Origin of the sequence: Sphingomonas sp. SKA58 (assembly GCF_000153545.1) — a bacterium.
In the GTDB taxonomy this organism is placed as follows: Bacteria; Pseudomonadota; Alphaproteobacteria; order Sphingomonadales; family Sphingomonadaceae; genus Sphingobium; species Sphingobium soli.
The window spans coordinates 303054-324602 of the sequence record NZ_CH959307.1 but is presented as its reverse complement, the minus strand read 5'-3'; the positions used below and the strand labels follow the sequence as shown (position 1 = coordinate 324602).

The 21549-nt window shown below is 63.5% G+C and carries 19 protein-coding genes; 14 read left to right on the top strand and 5 right to left on the bottom strand.

Annotation, left to right across the window (positions count from 1 at the left end):
- Position 1: 1 nt before the first annotated feature.
- A complete protein-coding gene (locus tag SKA58_RS10865; RefSeq protein WP_009822475.1) occupies positions 2–436 on the bottom strand; it encodes a winged helix-turn-helix transcriptional regulator in 435 nt (144 codons plus the stop codon).
- A gap of 98 nt (positions 437–534) precedes the next feature.
- Here SKA58_RS10865 and SKA58_RS10860 point away from each other — a divergent pair, with 98 nt between their 5' ends.
- Positions 535–1272 (top strand): SDR family oxidoreductase, encoded by a 738-nt coding sequence (locus SKA58_RS10860; protein WP_009822474.1) that lies wholly within the window; start codon positions 535–537, stop codon positions 1270–1272.
- A 66-nt stretch (positions 1273–1338) separates the two neighbouring features.
- On the opposite strand, the gene SKA58_RS10855 is transcribed toward SKA58_RS10860, so the two are convergent.
- The 3 genes from SKA58_RS10855 to SKA58_RS10845 all read right to left on the bottom strand — a co-directional run bounded on the left by SKA58_RS10855 (position 1339) and on the right by SKA58_RS10845 (position 4611).
- Positions 1339–2217, bottom strand: coding sequence for a mechanosensitive ion channel family protein (locus SKA58_RS10855; protein WP_009822473.1), 879 nt, complete (start codon positions 2215–2217; stop codon positions 1339–1341).
- A 57-nt stretch (positions 2218–2274) separates the two neighbouring features.
- A complete protein-coding gene (locus SKA58_RS10850) occupies positions 2275–3540 on the bottom strand; it encodes an oligogalacturonate lyase family protein (RefSeq protein ID WP_037542986.1) in 1266 nt (421 codons plus the stop codon).
- A 102-nt stretch (positions 3541–3642) separates the two neighbouring features.
- On the bottom strand, positions 3643–4611 hold the full coding sequence (locus SKA58_RS10845; RefSeq protein ID WP_009822471.1) for a magnesium and cobalt transport protein CorA: 969 nt from the start codon (positions 4609–4611) through the stop codon (positions 3643–3645).
- 204 nt (positions 4612–4815) lie between these two features.
- On the opposite strand from SKA58_RS10845, the gene SKA58_RS10840 reads away from it, so the two are divergent.
- The 7 genes from SKA58_RS10840 (at position 4816) to SKA58_RS10810 (ending at position 11797) form a co-directional block, all read left to right on the top strand.
- The gene (locus SKA58_RS10840) at positions 4816–5352 is read left to right on the top strand and encodes a hypothetical protein (RefSeq protein WP_009822470.1); all 537 of its coding nucleotides are present in this window, start codon (positions 4816–4818) and stop codon (positions 5350–5352) included.
- 122 nt (positions 5353–5474) lie between these two features.
- On the top strand, positions 5475–6182 hold the full coding sequence (locus SKA58_RS10835) for a winged helix-turn-helix domain-containing protein (RefSeq protein ID WP_009822469.1): 708 nt from the start codon (positions 5475–5477) through the stop codon (positions 6180–6182).
- Positions 6183–6304: 122 nt separating this feature from the next.
- Complete coding sequence (locus tag SKA58_RS10830; RefSeq protein WP_009822468.1) at positions 6305–7003, top strand: carbonic anhydrase; 699 nt, start codon at positions 6305–6307, stop codon at positions 7001–7003.
- A gap of 3 nt (positions 7004–7006) precedes the next feature.
- Positions 7007–8503 (top strand): SulP family inorganic anion transporter, encoded by a 1497-nt coding sequence (locus SKA58_RS10825; protein WP_009822467.1) that lies wholly within the window; start codon positions 7007–7009, stop codon positions 8501–8503.
- A 254-nt stretch (positions 8504–8757) separates the two neighbouring features.
- The gene (locus SKA58_RS10820; RefSeq protein WP_009822466.1) at positions 8758–9591 is read left to right on the top strand and encodes a TorF family putative porin; all 834 of its coding nucleotides are present in this window, start codon (positions 8758–8760) and stop codon (positions 9589–9591) included.
- Positions 9592–9758: 167 nt separating this feature from the next.
- Positions 9759–10469, top strand: a complete 711-nt coding sequence (locus SKA58_RS10815) for a response regulator (RefSeq protein WP_009822464.1) — start codon at positions 9759–9761, stop codon at positions 10467–10469.
- Between the two features lie 8 nt (positions 10470–10477).
- Positions 10478–11797 carry an ATP-binding protein gene (locus SKA58_RS10810; protein ID WP_009822463.1) on the top strand — a complete coding sequence of 440 codons (1320 nt, stop codon included), beginning with the start codon at positions 10478–10480 and terminating at the stop codon, positions 11795–11797.
- Between the two features lie 16 nt (positions 11798–11813).
- On the opposite strand, the gene SKA58_RS10805 is transcribed toward SKA58_RS10810, so the two are convergent.
- Positions 11814–13475 (bottom strand): alkaline phosphatase family protein, encoded by a 1662-nt coding sequence (locus SKA58_RS10805; protein ID WP_009822462.1) that lies wholly within the window; start codon positions 13473–13475, stop codon positions 11814–11816.
- Between the two features lie 77 nt (positions 13476–13552).
- On the opposite strand from SKA58_RS10805, the gene SKA58_RS10800 reads away from it, so the two are divergent.
- The 6 genes from SKA58_RS10800 (at position 13553) to SKA58_RS10775 (ending at position 21536) form a co-directional block, all read left to right on the top strand.
- Positions 13553–15580, top strand: a complete 2028-nt coding sequence (locus SKA58_RS10800; RefSeq protein WP_009822461.1) for a protein-disulfide reductase DsbD family protein — start codon at positions 13553–13555, stop codon at positions 15578–15580.
- Positions 15580–16317 carry a TlyA family RNA methyltransferase gene (locus SKA58_RS10795; RefSeq protein WP_009822460.1) on the top strand — a complete coding sequence of 246 codons (738 nt, stop codon included), beginning with the start codon at positions 15580–15582 and terminating at the stop codon, positions 16315–16317. The genes SKA58_RS10800 and SKA58_RS10795 overlap by 1 nt, the downstream gene beginning before the upstream one ends.
- A 96-nt stretch (positions 16318–16413) precedes the next feature.
- Entirely contained in the window at positions 16414–17463 is a 1050-nt protein-coding gene (locus tag SKA58_RS10790; protein ID WP_009822459.1) for an efflux RND transporter periplasmic adaptor subunit, read from the top strand.
- A gap of 12 nt (positions 17464–17475) precedes the next feature.
- Positions 17476–20574 carry an efflux RND transporter permease subunit gene (locus tag SKA58_RS10785; RefSeq protein ID WP_009822458.1) on the top strand — a complete coding sequence of 1033 codons (3099 nt, stop codon included), beginning with the start codon at positions 17476–17478 and terminating at the stop codon, positions 20572–20574.
- 27 nt (positions 20575–20601) lie between these two features.
- Complete coding sequence (locus SKA58_RS10780) at positions 20602–21153, top strand: TspO/MBR family protein (RefSeq protein ID WP_009822457.1); 552 nt, start codon at positions 20602–20604, stop codon at positions 21151–21153.
- A 38-nt stretch (positions 21154–21191) separates the two neighbouring features.
- A complete protein-coding gene (locus tag SKA58_RS10775; RefSeq protein WP_009822456.1) occupies positions 21192–21536 on the top strand; it encodes an accessory factor UbiK family protein in 345 nt (114 codons plus the stop codon).
- Positions 21537–21549: the final 13 nt, after the last annotated feature.

Sequence of the window (21549 nt, the reverse complement as noted above, 5' to 3'; positions counted from 1 at the left end):
GTCAGCCGCGCGCGTCGAACCTGGCGCGCGCGGCTTCCACTATTTCGAGGTTGCGCTCGGCCCAGACCCACACGCCGCAAAAGGCGGCGCTCAGGCTGTTGCCGAGCGGCGTTAGCGCATAATCGACGCGCGGCGGCACCACCGGGTGAACGGTGCGGGTGAGCAGTCCGTCCCGTTCCATCTGGCGCAGCGTCTGGGTCAGCATCTTCTGGCTGATGCCTTCCACTTGCCGTCCGATCTGCGTGAAGCGCAACGTGCCTTTTTCTTCGAGCAGTTCCAGGATCAGCATCGTCCATTTGTCGGCGACCCGGCCGATCAGTTCGTTGACGAGTCGCTCTACGCGCGGATCGATATCGCTGGGCGGCACGGCATCCAGATACTGCTCCGCTTCGGAAATATTTTCAGCGCTAAATCGATTTTCCAACGCTTTTGCCATTTCTAACCTTCCGGTGACTACCGCACTTCTCGGTGCCCTCTTCCGAAAGGAGAGCATAGCGCTAAATTTGTTTTCACACCAATCGGAAGGAGCCAGTCATGCAACCTACAGGGAACACAATTCTGATCACCGGCGGAGGATCGGGCATCGGAGCAGCCTTGGCGCACGCATTTCACGAGGCAGGCAATCAGGTCATCATCGCCGGTCGCCGTCAGGCCGCGCTCGATGCCGTGGTTGCCGATCATCCGGGCATGGCGGCGGTGACGCTGGACGTGGAAGATGCGGCGACGATTCCCAACTTCGCGCAAAAACTGATTGCGGATTTCCCGGGACTGAACGCGGTGGTGTTGAATGCGGGCATCATGGTGGTCGAGGAGCGCATCGACCTCAAAATAGCGGAAGCGACTATAGCCACCAATCTGCTGGGTCCGATCCGGCTTGCCCACGCATTGCTGCCCCATCTGCAAGCCCAGCCTGCGTCCGCGATTCTGACGGTATCGTCGGGCCTTGCCTTCGTCCCTCTTGCGGCGACCCCGACCTATAGCGCCACAAAGGCAGCCATTCACAGCTGGTCCCTGTCTCTGCGTGCGCAACTGCACGACAGCAACGTCGAGGTGATCGAAATCGTGCCCCCGGCAGTTCAGACCGACCTTATGCCCGGCCATGCGGAAAACCCCAACGCGCTGCCGCTGGCGGACTATATCGCTGAAACCATGGCGCTGCTGCGGCAACAGCCCACCCCGCCGGAAATCCATGTCGAACGAGTCAAATATTTGAGCGAAGCGGCGCAACGCGGCGAGTTCGAGTCCGTCTTTCGGACGCTCAATCCTCACTGATAGTCAGATATCCGGGCCTGCTGCATTCTGCTGCGGCAAATGCCGATATGGGCGTGTCGCCTGGGTTTATGCCTGGGCGACGTCGTCTTTAACCTGGCCTTGCAGCGGGACGGGCCCTTTGAATATGTTGGTCACATAAGGGAATGGGATTTCGATTCCCGCCTCGTCCAGCGCAGCCTTGATCGCACGCACGACGCGATCGCGGCTATCGTGCATGTCGTAGGGCTTTGACCCTGCCCACCAGCGCACCAGAAAATCGATCGAACTGGCGTTGAATTCGCGGGCGAAAATATCGATGCGACGATCCTGGTCGATAACGTCTATGCCTTCCATGGCGGCGCGAATGACGTCACGCGCCTGCTCCAGATCCGTGTCGTAGGATACGCCGACGATAATCTCGTGCCGTCGCTGGGCGCCGTCGGTCAATATTTCCACCGGATTCTTGAACAGGGTGGAATTGGGGACGATGGTCAATTCGTTCGACAATTTCCGGACATGGGTTTCACGCAGCGACACATGCTCGACCCTGCCGATAATTCCTTCGCATTCGATGATGTCGCCAATGCGCATCTTCTTGCGGACCATGATCAGGATGCCGGCCAGGAAATTCTGGAAGAAATCCTGGAAGGCAAAGCCGATCGCAATGGTCCCGACACCCAGGCCCGCCACCAGACTGGCGGGCGTCAGACCGGGCAGCACGACCGTTGCGGCAATGACAAGGCCTACCACCCAGACGCCGATCGACACGACGGTATGGATCAGTTGTTTCAGGCTTTCGCGTATGGATGCCTTGGCAGTGACGCGATCCACGATCCGGCGGGCCAGGCGCGATACCACCCAGGTTATGCCCAGAATGACGAGCGCGATGACCATATTGGGGACCAGCGCGACAAAGCCCGCCCACATGCCCCATAGCTGTTTGGCAAGGATATCGATGGCGGTCATTTCGCTTCCCCAATGGCCCGTATCGAGAGCGAACGGGTCAGGCGCGGTTTTGATCCCTTAACGGGGCTTGGCCACCTCCACCGCATAAATGGCCGGACTTCCCTCCATGTTGCTGCGGTAGACCAGCCATTTGCCGTCGGGCGTGAAATGCTGGTTGGGTTCCAGCGTATAGTCATGTCGCGACAGGTCGGCGAGCCGTTCGGTTTCCAGCGCGCCCGTGGCGATCAGCGCTGCGCCGTCCAACGTCTCGCGAGCACGCGCGCTATCATCCATTCGGGGATGGAAGAGGCTGATATATTTACCCTGGTCATTGCCGTCGCCTGAAAAGCTGGCGCCATCGGGCGACGAACTATAGTGATAACTGCCCTGTCCCGGGCCGATCCGCAGCCAGCGACGCGCACCGCTGACCACGTCATGGCCTGCCAGCCATTGGACACCCTGCGGCTGTATGAGGTCGTACCAGATGGTGCGGCCGTCCGGCGCCCAATATTCATGCCCGGCGATCTCTCCCTGAAAGCGGCGCTGATGCACCTTGGTCTTTGCGCTGCCATCGGTGCGAATGGTCCAGATGCGATCCACCTTTTCCCATGGTCCTTCGTGACAATACATCAGCAAGCCGGGATCCTTGGGTGAAAATTGCACATGGTTTAGCCAGTCCTTCGATCGGGTGACGCTGCGGCGCTCCCCCGTGCGAATGTCGATGGTGAAGATTTCCATGGGCACGCCGGCGGCAAGCCGCGCCGCCATCCACTGTGATTTAGCCTGGGCAAAGGTGAGGGGACGACCATCAGGGCCCGTGCCGCTGTAGCTCGGCGACCCGGTTCTGGGGTCGCGCCGCCCCTGCTGAGCGATGGCGGGTGGCGGCGGTTCCAGCTCGACATGACCGGCAAGAAGCGTGTCGTTCGCGTTGATCGATTCGATCCGCCCGCCCGGCAGGTCGGCAATGCGCTTCCGCTCCCCGGTGTCGAGATTGACGGACCAGACGATGGAAGGGCCTTCATTTTCGGTCCTGCCCGTCGGATTGGTGGTATAATAAGCGACCGGCTCGCGATTGCCCACGAACAACAGCCGATCGATCTTTTCCTTCAGCACCAGCTTCGTGCTCCAGTCGCTGACGCTGGCGACGCGGATGCCTTCCGGCGTCAAATAGACCATCCGCCTGCCATCGGGCGTGAAGGGGTTGTAATTGAAATAAAGGCCATAATTGCCCGGCCGGTCATCCACCCGCACGATGCGGTGGCCGGTCGTGGCGTCGGTCCACTGCGCTGGCAGGGCAGAGGCTGCGATCGGCGTGCCAGCTATCAGCAGCGCTAGCCCCGTCATCCATATTCTCTGCATCCCGCTCTCCTCGATTATCATCAGGCGGGACGATGGATCATATACAGGGAATAACGCAAGGCTAAATGGCGGACGGCCGAGGCCCTTTTATAGCCATTTCAATTTCTTGAACCGCGCATAGAGCAAGGTACAGAGCGACGCGATCACGACCAGCACGACGGGATAGCCATAGCGAGTGCGCAATTCGGGCATATGCTCGAAATTCATGCCATATATGCCCGCGATCGCGGTCGGTACGGCCAGGATCGCGGCCCAGGCCGCAAGCTGGCGCGTGATGTCGCCGGTGCGCTGTTGTTCCAGCAGGTTGGAGGATTCGAACACGCTGCTCAATATCTCCCGCAAATCTTCCACCATCACCTGCACGCGGCGGACATGGTCGCGCACGTCGCTGAAATAGGGGCGGGCATCCGCGTCGATGCAAGGCAGGTCGATCTTGACGAACTTGGTCGCCACTTCCTGCATAGGCACCAATATACGCTGGAACCGGATCAATTGGCGGCGCAGGCTGAAGATGCGGGTGACGTCATCGCGGCCCAGGAAATGGTCGATCATCTGCTGTTCCATGGTCAGCACTTCGTCCTCTATCCCCTCGATGATCGGCAGATAGCCATCGACAATGAAGTCAAGGATCGCGTGCAGCACATAATCGGTGCCCTGCGCCAGCCGTTGCGGCACAGCCTCCAGCTCCTGGCGCAGCATGACATGGCCCCGCGTGGAGCCATGCCGCACACTGATGATATGATCATGCCCCACGAACAGCGCCGTTTCGCCATAACAGATCGTCTCATCCTCCAGATGCGCCGTGCGCGCGACCACGAACAGCTGGTCGCCATACAGGTCGACCTTGGGCAGTTGGTTCGCCTTGATGGCGTCCTCCACCGCCAGCGGATGAAGATTATATGTGTGCGCCAGCGTCTGCATTTCTTCGACCGTGGGGTCGGCTACGCCAATCCAGACAAATTCGGACTTGTCGGCGGCGCAATTGATCCGTTCGTCGATTGCCACGGGGCGCACGCGCTGACCATTGCGGTAGAGAAAGGCGGCTATCACGGTCATGGGCGTCTGTTTCCTCTTTTGTCCCGCGCCTAGCAGAAAGCAGGACCTGCGTCCCGTGCGGCCATCGGGCCGCCATTTCTCACTTTCTGCCGCTGTCGCATGCGCCGCTGACTTTCGCCTGACATAGAGACGTGGAAAAGGGCCGCAAGATGCGGCCCTTCGCTTGGGGTGGGGCGGGCCGCGCACTGATGACGGAGCCGTGCCTTGACCATCCTCACGATCGATTTCGAAGCATCCTGCCTGCCGCGCCATGGGCGGTCTTTTCCGATCGAGGTGGGCGTGGCTGCGGGCGATCAGTACCGAAGCTGGGTGATTCAGCCGCACGATCGCTGGACCGGTTGGGACTGGACGATTGAGGCGGAGGCCTTGCATGGGCTCACGCTTGAGCGGATCGCTCGTGAAGGATTGCCTGCTGCCCTGGTGTTTGCCGAACTGGTCGATCATGTCCAGGGCAGGCGGGTCGTCGCGGACAGCCTTCTTGACCAATATTGGCTTGACGAACTCGCGGCGGCCGCGAGTGCGCCCACGCCTTTTGTCATAGACCATATCGCGATGCTGTTCGATGAGCAGCGGGCGGATGATGCCCGGATTGCGGCGGCTGTCGCTTATGCTGACTCGCTCGGCCTCCCGCGGCATCGCGCCGCAGGGGATGCCCTGTGGCTGGCGGCGCTGACGGATGATCTGATGCGGGTCCGCGGTTGCCCGCTGCAACCGCTTACCCTGCTTGCGGCGCCTTCATAATTTTTGCAACGCAGCAACATTTTGTCACATCTGGCCCACGACACAGACATTCGCGGCACGTAAGGCCCACCTTCATTGTTATCGATGCCCGTAGGGCCGGACGAACTGACCGTGCAGGACGAATGAATTCACCACTCATCCTGATCGCCGAAACCCGGCAGGATTTGCGGAGCGCGACGCGCGATCATCTGGAACATAGCGGCTTCCGGGTACTGCCCGCGCTGACCGCCAACGACATTTTCAGCGCGCTGACGACCACGCCGGTGCGTGCGGTCGTGCTCGATTCGGCCTTGCGCGGCCCCGACGGGCTGGATCTGTGTCGTGACGTGCGCGAACGCAGCCATGTTCCCATCATCCTGGTCGGGGACAATAGTTCGGAAGTGGACCGCGTCGTCGGCCTGGAACTGGGCGCGGACGATTATATGGCCAAACCCTATTCCGCACGCGAACTGGCGGCACGCCTGCGCGCGGTGCTTCGGCGCGGAGGCGATCGGACCAGCGGCCTGCGTCGTCACAATCAGGCGACATTCGACGGCTGGATGATCGATTTTGCCCGTCGCGAAGTGACGGAACCTGGGGGGCAGCCGGTTATGTTGACCGCTGCGGAATTCGCATTGCTCTCGATTTTCCTCGATCATCCCCGCACCGTTGTCGCGCGCGGGCGCCTGATGGAGCTGGCCGGCGTGCGCGATGGCGCATCCTCGGATCGCAGCGTCGACGTTCTGGTCAGCCGATTGCGGCGCAAACTCGGCATTGGCGGGCGTCCCGCGCCGATCATCACGGTTCGGGGCGTCGGCTACATGTTCGCCGCAAGCGTCGAGCGGCACTGACCTGCAAAGGGCAGACACAGTTTTTTACAAAGCCGCTGCGACGCAGCAAAATCCTGTCTTTATTTTGCACACTATCCCGGTCCGTCCCCCGCCGGCCCCATGAAATATAAGAGGATAGCGCCATGAATGAGCTTATCGGTCGCGTTTTCAGCTTCGAAACGCATGTGTTTCCCAACGAAAGCGCGCTGTACAATCAACTGGCGAGCCATGGGCAAAGCCCCAAGGCGCTGATGATTTCCTGCGCTGATTCGCGCATCGTTCCCGAACATATCATGCAGGCGCAGCCCGGCGATTTGTTCGTTTGCCGCAACGCGGGCAACATTGTCCCGCCCCATGCCAGCCAGTTGGGCGGCGTTACCGCCACTGTCGAATTTGCCGTGATGGTGCTGGGTGTTCGCGACATCATCGTCTGTGGCCATAGCGATTGCGGCGCGATGAAGGCGCTGGCGACCGACGCCGATCTGACGTCGATGCCCAATGTGGCCGCTTGGCTGCGTCACAGCCACGCCGCGCAGAAGGTCTGTCGCGACAGCTATCCCGGCGACATTAGCGATGCGGAAAAGCTGCGCAACATGGCGCTGGAAAATGTCATCGTCCAACTCGCCCATCTGCGCACGCATCCTTCGGTCGCGTCGGGCATTGCGCGCGGCGACATCGCGCTGCATGGCTGGTATGTCGACATCCATGCCGGCCAGGTGCTCGGCCTTGACGGCGAAACCAACCGCTTCATGCCGCTGCGCGAAGGGCAGAAAATGCCTGTGGCGCTGCCGCACGGTCGTCGCCTCGCCGGCGGCGAACCCCTCGCGCAAGCCGCGGAGTAACCCATGCTCAAGGCTCTATCCGGCGGCTCGTTCAGTCGCGACTTCACCGCTTCCATCGTGGTATTCCTGGTGGCGATGCCGCTTTGCATGGGCATTGCCGTCGCGTCGGGCGTGCCTCCGGAAAAGGGCCTGATCACTGGTATCATCGGCGGCATCATCGTCGGCCTGTTTGCCGGGTCGCCACTTCAGGTCAGCGGGCCTGCGGCGGGCCTTGCCGTCATCGTGTTCGAAATTGTGCGCGAACAAGGCCTGTCCGCGCTCGGCCCGATCCTGATCCTGGCCGGCGCTATTCAGGTTATCGCTGGCGTGGCGCGCGTCGGCGGCTGGTTTCGGGCCATTTCGCCGGCTGTCGTCCATGGCATGCTGGCGGGCATCGGCGTTCTCATCGTCGTTGGCCAGTTCCATGTCCTGTTCGATGACAAGCCACTGTCGAGCGGTCTGTCCAACCTGATGGCGATGCCCGGCCAGTTGCTGGGCCTCACCAATCAGGATGCCGCCACTGCCTTTGCTGTAGGTCTTGTGACTATCCTGGGCATGCTCGGGTGGGAAAAATTCCGCCCCGCGTCGATGAAGCTGGTGCCCGGCGCGCTGGTCGGCGTCGTGTTGGGGACGCTGGTGGCCTTTGCGCTCGGCCTTCCTGTCGCTCGCGTCGTCGTGCCCGAATCGATCCTTTCCGCCATCACCCCGCCTGAAGCCGGGCTGATGGCGCAGCTGCTCAACCCCGCCGTAATCACCACGGCCATCGCCATCGCGTTCATCGCCAGCGCCGAAACATTGCTGTCAGCTGCCGCCGTGGACCGCATGCATGATGGCGTGCGCACCAATTATAACAAGGAACTGAGCGCGCAGGGCGTTGGCAATCTGCTTTGCGGTTTTGCCGGCGCACTGCCGATGACCGGCGTGATCGTTCGGTCGTCCGCCAATGTGCAGGCCGGGGCCAAGACCCGCCTGTCGACCATTTTGCACGGCATCTGGATCCTGGCCTTCGTTGCGTTGCTGCCCTGGCTGCTGCGGGAAATTCCGATGGCGGCACTGGCGGGCATCCTCGTCATCACCGGCGTCAGGCTCGTCAGCGTCGCGCATGTGAAGCATCTCTTCCACCTGTATGGCCCGCTGCCGGCCATCGTGTGGGCCGCGACGCTGATCTGCGTGGTGGCCACCGACCTGCTCACCGGCGTTCTGGTCGGCATCGGCCTGTCGTTGCTGGAACTTCTGCCCCAGGCGCGCAAGCTGGGCCTCAAGGTCGAAGAGGAAAGTCGGGGCGAGGCGCATGAAATCGCCCTGCGCGGTACGGCGACCTTCCTCAACCTGCCCAGGCTTTCGGCCAGGCTGGAGTCGCTGCCGGCCGCGGGCCTCATCATCCTCAATGTCGAACGTCTGGCCCATATCGACCATACCTGCGCGGAAATGGTGCGCGAATGGGTCGAGCGTCGTCGCAAGGCCGGCGAGCCGGTCGAACTGTTCGGCGCCACCGGCAAGATGCGCCAGTTCGCCGCCTGAGCTTGAACCCCCTCAGGCGACGCTCCCGGGTCGCCGCGTTCTTCCCCGAACGCGGCGACTTTTTTGGTTGAGCGCGCCGTTAAAAATGTTGCAGCGGCGCAACAGCGATACCATTCCTTTCGCAGATGCGGCAAAAATGGGTTTAATATTTTAGCAGCATTGCGTATGGGAAGCGTCATCCGCTGATATCGGGGGCGCCAAACAGACCCTCGGGCCGGCGGATGCAGGACGGAACATTCCAACGTAAAAGGGGAATGTTCATGAATTACAAGATCGCCTGTGCCGCCCTCGCGCTCCTTTCCAGCGCCCCGGCTTTCGCGCAGGAAGAGCCCACTAGCCCCGTCACCGTATCCGGCAGCGTCGGCCTGGTTTCCGATTATCGCTTCCGTGGCGTGTCGCAGACCGACAAGAGCATGGCGGTACAGGGCGGGATCACGGTTTCGCACGAAAGCGGCGCTTACGCCGGCACATGGGCATCCAACCTTTCGGGATGGGGCACCTTTGGCGGCGCGAACATGGAACTTGACCTGTTTGCAGGATATGCCGTGCCGCTGGGCGAAGGCACGACGCTTGACGTCGGGCTGACCTGGTACATGTATCCGTCGGGCGCCGACGACACCGATTTCGCCGAACCCTATGTGAAGCTGTCGCATCAGATCGGGCCGATCAAGGGCTTGGTTGGGGTCGCCTATGCCCCCAAGCAGCAGGCTTTGGGCAAAGTCTGCAGCGATGCGGCCTGCACGGTCTTTCGCCCCGGCAAGAAGAATGACAATTTCTACGTCTGGGGTGACGTGAGTGGTTCGCTTCCCAATACGCCGGTCACGCTCAAGGCGCATCTGGGCTGGTCGAAGGGCAATAGCGGCCTGGGTCCCAATGGCACGTCGATTGCGCCGACCGGCAAATATCTCGACTGGCTGGTGGGTGCTGATGTCGCCATTCCCGGCACGCCGCTGACCGCCGGTGTCGCCTATGTCGATACCGACATCGCGCGCGTCGAGGAAAATTATCTGCGTCCCAATTTCCAGGACGCCGATGGGTCCTCCATCGCCCGTGGCAAGATCGTCTTTTCCTTGACGGCGGCCTTCTAACCTAAAAAGACCGGGCCCGGTCAGCCGGGTCCGGTCTTTGCGGTGTGCGGGACGTGACAAATTGTTGCTGCCGCCATGATCGTCCATGGCTTGCCCTTTGGGCCAGTTGACCGCCGATCCGCCGCCGCTTATTTCCCGGTCATGTCCTTGCCCAAGCAGCCGCATCCATGACCGCTCCGTCGATCATCCTGGTCGAGGACGATCCGCCGCTGCGGACGCTCACCGCCCGCGCGCTTCAGGAACATGGCTATCAGGTGCGCCCGGCCTCGTCCGGCCCTGAAATGTGGGTGGCGTTCGACGCCGGGCCGGTAGACCTCGTCGTGCTGGACGTCATGTTGCCGGGCACCAACGGCATAGACCTGTGCCGCCAGATCCGGCGCAAGAGCGACGTGCCGATCATCTTCATCAGCGCCCGGGGCAGCGAAACCGACCGTATCGTCGGCCTCGAACTGGGCGCTGACGATTATCTGCCCAAGCCCTTTGGCACCCGCGAACTGATCGCGCGCATCCGCGCCATCCTGCGCCGCGTGGGCGTGGAGCGGGGGCCGGACGAACATCGCGAAAGCGAGGCGCATTTTGACGGCTGGGCCGTCAACTTTCCCCGCCGCGAACTGCGATCCCCGACCGGGGCGATCGTCGACCTGACCGGCGCTGAATTCGACCTTCTGTGCAGCTTTCTCAGCCATCCGCAGCGCGTCATCGCGCGCGAACGGCTGATCGAACTGTCGCGCACCCGCATGGGCGACAGCAGCGACCGCAGCATCGACGTGCTGGTCAGCCGGCTCCGGCGCAAGCTCAGCACGCAGGACAAGGGCGCGCCGATCACCACCGTTCGCGGCGTCGGCTATATGTTCAACGCCGAAGTCAGCCGCGCTTGAAACTCCATATGCGCGGATCGCTCGGGCTGCTGGGACGGCTCTTTGCGATCCTGCTGCTGACCGTGCTGCTGGAATTTGCCGTCGGCACGCTGATCTACGAACGGACCAGCCAGCTTTATCTCCAGGACGACGAAGCGCGACGCCTGGCGGAACATCTGGTCATCGCGCGCAAGCTGCTGACCGAACAGCCGCCGGAGGATCGCCGCCTGCTGGGCATCCAGCTGACGACGGATCGTTACGACGTCCACTGGTCGCCCGCTGCGCCGCCTCCGCCGCCACTGTCGCCCGAGCTGGAACGGATGCGCCGGCAGATCATTGCCTGGGAACCCAGTCTGGAACGATCGCAGCTCTGGTTGCGCCTGACTCCCGGTCGCCATTCCGAAATCAATGGCGGGCTGCGGCTGGCCGACGGCAGCTGGCTCTATTTCGGCATGCCGCATGGCGGTGGAAAATGGGCGTTCACCATTGGGCGCATGGGGCTGGCGCTGATCCCGGTGCTGGCGCTGCTGCTTGCCGGATGGGTCCTCATTCGCCGGACGCTGGCACCGCTGCGCGACCTGACGCATGCCACTCATCGCATTGGCCTTGGGTCCGAAGTCATCGTGCCGGAAGCGGGCACCGCCGATGTGCGTAATCTCATCAGCGCGTTCAACGCCATGCAGGCGCGCATGCATCGCCTGATTAACGAGCGGACGGAAACGCTGGCAGCGGTTGGGCATGACTTGCGCACGCCCTTGGCGCGCCTGCAATTGCGGCTTGAAGGGGTGCGGGATGACGAGACGCGCGATGCGATGGCCGACGACCTGGAGGAGATGGGAGCGATGCTGGAATCGCTGCTCGCGTTCCTCGGGGGCGAAAAGGACCCCGAACCGGTCGTGCGCACCGACATCGCAGTCAGCATCGCAACGGTGGTCGATGCCTTTCAGGACCATGGTCAGGACGTCAGCTATGATGGCCCCGATCATCTGGAAATGGAGGTGCGCGGCTTGTCCTTGCGCCGGGCGGTGCGCAACCTTGTCGAGAACGCGCTCCATTATGGCGATCGCGCCCGCGTTTCGCTGCTGCGCAAGGGGCTGGAGGTTCTGATCCGCGTCGATGATGACGGTCCGGGCATTCCGCGCGAGCGGCTGGAGGAAGTGTTGCGGCCTTTTTCCCGGCTGGATGACGCGCGCCAGCGCAATACGCGTGGACTGGGGCTGGGCCTGGCAATCGTGCAGAAAGCGGTGGCGGTCGAGGGCGGCCATTTGACGCTGGCGAACCGGCCGGACGGCGGTCTGCGCGCGGAAATTTGCCTGCATCTGCCCCGGTCGACCGCGCGCGGCGGCTGACCGGGCCACAGATCAATCAGTGTGCCGCGCAGCTGTCGCCGTCGCCAGCGATCAGATCGAGGCATCGACCGTCAATTTCGGTCTTCGGCACGGGCAGGCCGATCAGCGCGGCAAGGCTGGGCATGATGTCCACCGTCTCCACGCCCAGCGGCTGTTCGAAGTGTCGCATCCCCTTGCGCCAGAACAGGATTGGCACGCGGCGGTCCATGTCCCAGGGCGATCCATGGGTCGCTACCGCGCCCATTACCGCCCGTTCGGGGATCGACATGATATTGGGCTTGAGCAGCACAAGCAGGTCGCCGGAACGCTCTGGATAAAAGCTGGCGCGCGCCTCCTGGATCAGGCTCCAATTTTCCGGGCGGCCGGTGGGTGACGGTGTGGCGGCAATCTCGGCCTTGGTGAAGACCGCCTGCACCTGCGGATGGGCGCGCAGCAGCCTCAGCGTCGCGGCTTCGACCTTAGCGCGCTCGGCAGCGGACAGTCCCCGGTCGAAATAGAGGTCGCCTGCCGCGCCATCGGCCCAGATCAGCGTGCGGCCCGGCATGCCGACCTGCTGCGCGATCGTGGCATTCAGCGCCTTGGGAGTCAGCGCGATATCGACACGGCTTTCCATCGGCATGGCGTTCATCCGATGCCGTTCTGGCAGGTCGTGGCCACCATGATCGGCGGTCAGCACGACCGCATAGTCGATTCCGTCCTTGTCCAGCCGGTCGAAGAAGGCGCCCAGTTCCTGATCGAGCCGAGCCACCTGGATGCAGCTTTCGGTGCCCTCGGTGCCATAGCTGTGGCCGATATAGTCGGTCGCCGACAGGCCGATCGAAATGATGTCGGTCTGCGCCTGCTTGCCAAGATCCATATTTTCGATTGCGGCGGCGGCAAAGGCCAGCGTCATCGCGTCCTGTTCGGGCGAAATGCGGAATGCATTATAATCGCCGGCGTCGCGTGCAAATCGGCCGGTGCCCACGCTGCGGTCGCCAGCCCGGACCGCGAAATCCTTCGACACGCATTGTTGCGGCAATTCGAAGCCGGGATTGGCCTGCGCCAGCCGCTGCGCCATGGCGCCATTGACCTTGGCGACCAGCGGCGGCGTCGCGATGCCCTTGTAGCTGACATAGCCCTGCGGACCGCCCAGCCACCAGACCTGATCGGCCGTCGGGCCGCCCATCATGATCGCGGCCCGATCCTTGCCGGCGATCGACACGACGCGGGTTGCGGGATTGGCCAGCTTCATGCGGCCGCCCAGGGTCGGCACCTTGAGGTGTATGGGCGAGGCGACATATTTGTCGCTGCTGCTGCCCGGCTGGCTTTCATCCTCCGCGCAATAGACGGTTTTGTCGGCGCGCGCCGTGCCCAGGTCGATCCAGTTATTGGCGATGATGCCAGTGCGCGAAGGCCGGCTGCCGGTCAGGATGGTCGAATGGCCGGGGCAGGTCTCTGTCGCGGCATGGCTCTGATAACCGCGGGGAAAGACCGCCCCTTGGGTCAGCCGTTCAAGGCCGCCGACATAATATTGGCGATATTCGCTGAACAGGTCGGCAGAAAACTGATCGACGGATATGGCGACGATCAGCTTGGGCGGAGTCGCGGGGGCTGTGCTTGCCGGTGCCGGGGCAGGGCCTTGGGCCATGACGGGCATGGCGGTGGCGAGCAACAAAACGGCGGCGACTCTTTTGAACATATGCTAGAACCTTCTCTTGCCTTGACGGCGGATGGGGAGCGACCTAGCCCCCAAGCATCCACCCGACCAGAGGCCCGATGCGGATTTTTCAAGTCATCGTCATGACGCTCGCGCTGCTGGCGCTCCATCCTGTCGCATGGGCGCAGGGGGCGTTCGGCGGCGGTCCGGCCCATATCGCGGCGCAACTGGACAGTGAAAGCGACAGCCCCGCGCCCGGTGGGGCAACGACCATCGTCTTTGCCATGACCCCCGAACCGGGGTGGCATGGCTATTGGGAAAATCCCGGCGACGCGGGCCTTGGCATGAGCGTGGAATGGACCTTGCCCAGGGGTGTGACGGTCGGCCCGCTGCGCTATCCGGTGCCTGAAACGCTGCTGATTTCGGGCCTGATGAACCATGTTTATGAAGGGCCTTATGCCATCCTCGCCAACCTCAAGGTCGCGGGCGATGTGGCGCCGGGCACGCGCCTGCCGGTGGTGGCAAAGGCGCAATGGCTGGCCTGCACCGACAAGGTGTGCGTGCCCGAAAGCGGAACGTTGAAACTCGATCTGGTCGCGGGCAACGGCGCGGTCGCGCCAGCGTCGCGGACGCGGTTCGACGCCTGGCGGATGCACTTGCCCCGGCCGCTGGGATCGCAGGCACACTATGCGGTCAAGGAAGGCCGGCTGCGCATGGCAATCCCCTTGCCCATGGAGGCGGAGGCACGGGACGTCCATCTCTTCGCGCTGACCGAAGGACTGGTCCGATATGCGGCCGACCAACGCGTGACCCGAAAGGATAACCAGATGGTTATCGATACGACGGCGGGTGAAGGCGTCAAGGATGGTCCGGTGCAGGCGGTGCTGCGGACGGGCGACCATGTCGGTTTCCTGCTGACGGCTGTTCCAGGGCCAGTCGAAGAACCGCAACCTGAAGGGCAGGCCGGCGCCATATTGGCGGCCTTGGGGGGCGCCTTGCTCGGCGGCCTGCTGCTCAACATCATGCCCTGCGTCTTCCCGATCCTGGGCCTCAAAGCGATGAGCCTGGCCAAGGCGGGCGGGGACGAACGCAGCGTCCGGCGGGAGGCGTTGGCCTATGCGGCGGGTGTAATCCTGACCTGTCTAGCTCTGGGAGGGCTGCTGCTGGCCCTGCGCGCTGCGGGCAATGCCGTGGGCTGGGCCTTCCAGTTACAGGATCCGCGCATCATCCTGACGTTGCTACTGCTCGTCAGCGCCATTGCCTTCAACCTCGCTGGCCTGTTCGAGCTGCGGCCCTTTGGCGGCGGCGATAGCCTCGCGGGCAAGGGCGGAACGATGGGCGCGTTCTGGACCGGCGCGCTGGTCGCCTTTGTTGCGACGCCTTGCACCGGCCCGTTCATGGCGGCCGCCATGGGCGCGGCTTTGCTGCTGCCGCTGGCCGCCGCGCTCGCCATCTTTGCAGGCCTTGGCCTCGGCCTTGCGCTCCCCTTCCTGCTGCTGGCCTACATCCCGGCACTGCGCAGCCGCCTGCCGCGCCCCGGCGCCTGGATGGGGCGGTTCCAGAAGCTGTTGTCGGTGCCGATGTTCCTGACGGCGCTGGGCCTTGCCTGGCTGCTGGGCCAGCAACGCGGCGTGTCGGGCATGACCATCGGCCTTGGCGCGGCGTTGCTGCTGGCGCTGCTCCTCTGGTGGCTGGGCGCGCGGCAGCATGGCGGGAAGGGCGGCGGTCTGATCGCCGGGATCGGCGCGCTGGCGCTGCTGGCAGGGGCGGCAATCGCCTTGCCCTCAGCCGCCCCGGTACGGGCTGAAAACAACGCAACTTCTGTCGCTTTCGCTGTCGAGAAACTGGATGGGCTGCGCGCCGCGAAGAAGCCTGTCTTCCTCTATTTCACCGCCGACTGGTGCCTGACCTGCAAGGCCAATGAGGCCGCCGCCATCGACAGGGCGGAGGTGCGCGCGGCGTTCGACAAGGCCGGCGTCACTGTCATGGTTGGCGACTGGACCAGTGCCGATCCCGCCATCACCCGCTTCTTGGAAAGCAAGGGGCGGTCGGGCGTGCCGCTCTATCTCTGGTATGCGCCGGGCAAGGAGGCCGTTGTGCTGCCTCAGCTGCTGACGCCCGCCACGCTTACCGCGCTGGTGCGCTGATGGCCAAGGTTCGTGCCGATCAGCTACTTGTGGATGCGGGGCTCGCCGAGAGCCGCGCGCGCGCGCAGGCGCTGATTCTGGCTGGCCTGGTCTATCTGGGCGATCGCAAGGTTGAAAAGGCGGGGCAGCAGGTGCCGGCCGACGCGGCGCTTGACCTTCGCGGGCGCGATCATCCCTGGGTATCGCGCGGCGGCATCAAATTGGCCCACGCGCTGGAGGCGTTCGCCATCGACGTTACCGGCTTTGTGGCCATGGATGTCGGATCGTCTACCGGCGGCTTTACCGACGTTCTGCTGACGCACGGCGCGGCGAAGGTCTATGCCGTCGACAGCGGGACCAACCAGCTCGCCTGGAAGTTGCGCAGTGACGACCGGGTCATCGTCCATGAACAGACCAGCGCCCGCATCCTGACCGATGCCCATATACCAGAGCCAGTCGATATCATCGTGTGCGATGCCAGCTTCATCAGCCTGGCCAAGGTGCTGGAAAAGCCGATCGGCTTCGCCCGACCCGGCGCGCACCTCGTCGCGCTCATCAAGCCGCAGTTCGAAGCGCGCCGGGAGGAGGTTGGCAAAAATGGAGTCGTGCGCGATCCCGCCATCCATGACCGCGTCTGCATGGAGGTGCAGGACTGGGTAGCGTCGCAGGGATGGACCGTCGCGGGACTGACGCAAAGTCCCATTACCGGTCCGCAGGGCAATATCGAATTTCTTCTGCACGCCCGGCTTGGCGGATAATCGCGCCAGCTTCGTTCCCGCCGTCGATACATAATGATACAGACCGCGACCAAGGGTCAGCTTGTGTCGCGAGGAAAGGCCCGATAGCCCCTCATCATGCGCCTTATTTTGCCCCTATTTCTCAGCGCCATTTGTCTTGCCGGTTGCAGCGGCGAGGAACAGAAACCGCAACGCGCCGCGCCGCTGGTGACGGTCAAGCCGATCGGGACGGCGACCTTTACCGACCGGGTCGAAGCGGTCGGCACGGCGCTCGCCAATGAACAGGTCGTGTTGTCCGCGCCCGTGACCGAGCGCATTGATACCGTGAACTTCGCCGATGGCGGCTTCGTCAGCCGGGGCCAGGTGATCGCCACCATGGCTGTCGCGCAGGAAAAGGCGGAACTCGCCGCCGCGCAGGCGCAGGCGCGGCAGGCCGGCCAGCAGCTGGAGCGTATTCAAGCGCTCAAGACGCGCGGCTTTGCCACCGCCGCGTCGCTCGACCAGCAGCTTGCGCTTGCAAACGCGGCCAAGGCGGCGGCTGACCAGTCGCGCGCCGCGATCAGCGACCGGGTGATCCGTGCACCCTTTGGCGGCTGGGTCAGCCTGCGCACCATATCGCCGGGCGCGATCATTCCGGCCGGGACCGCGATCGCCACAGTGAGCGACATCAGTCGCATCAAGCTGGATTTCGCCATTCCCGAAACCCAGCTGTCGATGATCCGCGAAGGCATGCCGATCGACGCGGTATCCGCCGCCTGGCCCGATCGGCCGTTCAAGGGGACGATCGCGACCATCGACCCGGTGATCGATCCGGCGACGCGCGCCGTCAGGGTCCGCGCCATCCTGCCCAATGGGGACAAGGCGCTGAAACCCGGCATGTTGCTGACCGTCAGCGTCCAGGCGAGCCAGCGCGAGTCGCTGGCGGTGCCGGAACTCGCGGTGGTGGGCGATGGCGAGGATCGTTATGTCTTCGCGCTGGACGGGCGCACCGCCAAGCGGGTGAAGGTCGATACCGGCATGCGCCAGAATGGCATGGTCGAAATTGTGGGCGGCCTCAAGGCCGGCCAGCCCATCGTGACCGAAGGTGTCGTCAAATTGAGCGACGGCGCAACGGTGCGGCTGGCCGGCGACAAGCCGCAATCCGGCGCCGCCAAGGCCAAGGGCTGAGGACGCGTCGCCATGCAGCTGTCCGACCTGTCCGTCCGCCGCCCCGTATTCGCTGCGGTTGTCGCTGTGCTGCTCTGCATCGTCGGCGTGGTCGGTTATCTCAGCCTTTCGGTGCGCGAATATCCCGACACCGATCCGCCGATCGTTTCGGTGGAAACCATCTATACCGGCGCGGCAGCGTCTGTCGTGGAAACCCGCATCACCCAGTTGATCGAGGATGCAGTCGCGGGCGTGCAGGGCATTCAGACGATCACATCGACGTCGGAGGATGGCCAGTCGGACATCAACATCGAATTCGACCCCTCGCGCGATATCGACAGCGCCGCCAATGACGTGCGCGACCGGGTCGGGTCGGTGGTCGAGGATCTGCCCGAAGACGCATTGGCGCCTGAAATTCGCAAGGTGGATTCCGATGCCCGATCCATCCTGTTCCTTTCCGTATCGCGGCCGGGCTGGAGCTCCATCCAGATCAGCGACTATGTCGACCGCAATATCGTAGACCGCTTCTCCGCGATCGACGGGGTTGCCCGCGTGTTCATCGGCGGTGAGGCGCGGCCATCGACCCGTATCTGGTTCAACGCTGAGAAGCTGGCCGCGTTCGGGCTGACGCCAGCGGATGTCGAAAATGCGCTGCGCACGCAGAATGTCGAACTGCCCGCCGGCAGGTTTGAATCAAAGCAGCAGAACCAGACCCTGCGCGTCGAGCGCCCTTTCGCCACGCCGCAACAATTTGCCGATCTGGTCATCGGACGCGGGGCGGACGGCTATCAAGTGAAGCTGGGCGATGTCGCGCGGATCGAGGAAGGGCCGGAAAATCCCTATAGCAGTTTCCGCTCCAATGGCGGCACCGCGATCGGCCTTGGCATCATTCGCCAGTCGGGCGCCAACACGCTGGAAGTGGCGCAAAAGGCCAAGGCGCTGATCAAGGAGCTGGAGCTGCCTGCGGGCATGTCCATCGCCATCGGCACTGACGAAAGCCTGTTTATCGAGCGCGCGATCGAGAATGTCTACGATACGCTGCTGGAAGCGGCGCTGCTCGTGATCATGGTAATCTTCCTATTCCTGGGGTCCGTGCGCGCGACGCTGGTCCCGGCCGTTACCGTGCCGATCTGCCTCTTGGCGACCTGCGCGGTGATGTGGCTGCTGGGCCTGTCGATCAATCTGCTGACGCTGCTGGCGTTCGTGCTGGCGATCGGCCTGGTGGTCGATGACGCGATCGTCGTCCTCGAAAATGTCTATCACAGGGTCGAGCAGGGTGATGATCCGCTGGTCGCGGCGTATCTTGGCTCGCGGCAGGTGGGCTTCGCGATCATCTCCACGACGTTGGTGGTGTGCGCGGTCTTCGTACCGATCATGTTCCTGGCCGGACAGACGGGCCTGCTGTTCCGGGAACTCGCCATCGCGATGATCGCGGCGATCGGCTTTTCCGGTTTCATCTCGCTCAGCCTTGCGCCGATGCTCTGTTCCAAACTGCTCAAGACCGCCGAGCGCGGGCGATTGGCGCGGTGGGTCGATAACCGGTTCCAGCGGATCGAGAGTGGCTATGCCCGCTGGCTCGACCATGTGCTGCGCAAGCCCTTGCTGCCGGTTCTGGCAGTGGTGATTTTTCTGGGCGTCGCCGGCTTCTTCTTCACCCGCCTGCCTACTGAACTGGCGCCGGCCGAAGATACTGGTGTCGTTGAATCCAGCATCAGCGCGCCCGAAGGGACCGGCTATGACCAGATGCTGGCCTATATGCTCAAGATTGAGAAGGACCTCAATTTCCTGCGTGAGGATGGCACGCTGCAAAATCTGGTGGTTCGCGCCCCCGGTGGTTTCGGGACCACCGACGATTTCAACAGTGGCAATGTCATCGCCTTCCTGCGGCCGTGGGAGGATCGCAGCATCACCACCGCGGAAGTGGCGACCATCATCAACAAGGTGATTGCCGATCAGCCCGGCGTGCGCGGCAATGCGGCGCCGCGATCGGGGCTGGGCCGGGGCCGGGGGCTGCCGGTCAATCTGGTGCTGGCGGGCGCGACCTATGAGGGGCTTGCGGCGGCGCGGGACAGGATCATGGCGGCCGCGGCCAACTATCCCGGCCTCATCAACCTCGACAGCGATTACAAGGAATCCAAGCCGCAGATGCGGATCGAGACCAATTTGCAACGGGCGGGGGACCTCGGCGTATCGGTCAATGACGTCAGCCAGGCGCTGCAAAGCCTGCTGGGGTCCCGCCGTGTCACCACCTATGTCGACCGGGGCGAGGAATATCGCGTTTTGGTGCAGGCGGAGGATGAAGGGCGCGAAACCGTCGCTGACCTGGAGCGGATCAACGTGCGCAGCCGGACCGGCGCACTGGTGCCCCTGTCATCGCTGGTGACGGTCAAGGAAGTGGCAGGCCCGCGCCAGCTCAACCGCTTCAACAAATTGCGGGCAATCACGCTGACCGCCGCGCTGGCGCCGGGCACGTCGCTGGGCGATGCGCTGACCTGGCTGGAAGGGCAGGCGCGCCAGTCGCCCGAAGTCATCGCGCTGGGCTATCGCGGCGAAAGCCAGTCGCTGCGGGAAACCGGCGGTGCGATCTGGCTGGTGTTCGGCCTCACCATCGTGGTGGTGTTCCTGTTGCTGGCGGCGCAATTCGAAAGCTTCATCCATCCCGGCGTCATCATCGCGACCGTGCCGCTCGCCGTGGCGGGCGGCGTGCTGGGGCTGGCGCTGACCGGCGGATCGGTCAACCTCTACAGCCAGATCGGCATCGTCATGCTGGTCGGCCTGGCGGCGAAGAACGGCATTCTGATCGTCGAGTTCGCCAACCAGCTGCGTGATGAAGGGCTGGAAATAGGCCGCGCCATCCGGGAAGCGGCGAAGCGCCGGTTGCGCCCGATCCTCATGACATCGATCGCCACGGTCATCGGCGCGCTGCCGCTGGTGATCCGCGGCGGTGCGGGGGCGGCGGCGCGCCAGTCGATCGGCGTCGTCGTGGTGTTCGGCGTCAGCCTGGCGACGCTGATCACGCTGTTCCTCATCCCCATCTTCTATTCGCGCGTTGCCAAGCGCACGGTTTCTCCGCAAACCGTCAGCCGCAAGCTGGAATCGGCGCTCAAAGATTCGCCCGAACCAGCCGAATGAGGGACAAGCGCGGGGGTGTTGTTGCCGATGAATGGAATCGCGTCGCGGGGGCAGTTGCGCCTGTCCTATCTGCGGTGGGCGCTGGTGACCGTGCCCGCCATCGTGTTTCTGGGCTTCCTGTCTGGCCAACTCGCCAATAGCGGCTACGGCAATCGCTGGTTCGCCGCGCTGGACAAGCCCGCATTGATGCCGCCGGGCTGGGCATTCGGCGTCGCCTGGACGATCCTGTATGTGCTGATGGCGCTGGCGTTCGCGATCGTGCTGCATGCGCGGGGGGCGCAAGCGCGCGGCGTGGCGGTCGGCCTATTCCTGTTGCAACTGGTGATGAACCTGGCCTGGTCGCCGCTTTTCTTTCGAATGCATCAGGTGGACGCGGCTCTGATCCTGATTGTGGCGCTGATCGTCGCCGTGGGGCTCACCATCCGCTATTTCTGGCGCATTCGCCGACTGGCTGGCATATTGATGCTGCCCTATCTGGCCTGGCTATGTTTCGCCGCAGCTCTCAATTACGAGATCGGCCGCCTTAATCCTGATGCGGAAACCCTTGTGGCTCCGGCGCTCAGGGCCCAAGTAAGATAAAGGAAGGCGCCGGTCGCGCCGCAGGAAGGACAAGAGCAATGCAGAGCGAGAATCGCTTTTTCGACGATCTGGCCAAGCTGGTCAACGGCGCGGCCGGCACCATGGCCGGGATGACTCGCGAATTTGAATCCAACGCGCGGGAACGTGCCAAGGAATGGATTGGCGGTGTAGACTTCGTATCGCGCGAGGAATTCGATACGGTCAAGGCGATGGCCCAGGCCGCGCGTGAAGAGGTGGAATCGTTGAAAGCCCGCATCGACGCGCTGGAAGGCAAGGCTGGTGAACCAGTCGCCAAGAGCGTCAAGACCGTCAAGCCCAAGGCGAACGAAGCGCTCGATCGCAGCATCGAAGGCGTTGCCCCGCTGCCGGACGACGCCAACTGAACGACTGTCCTTT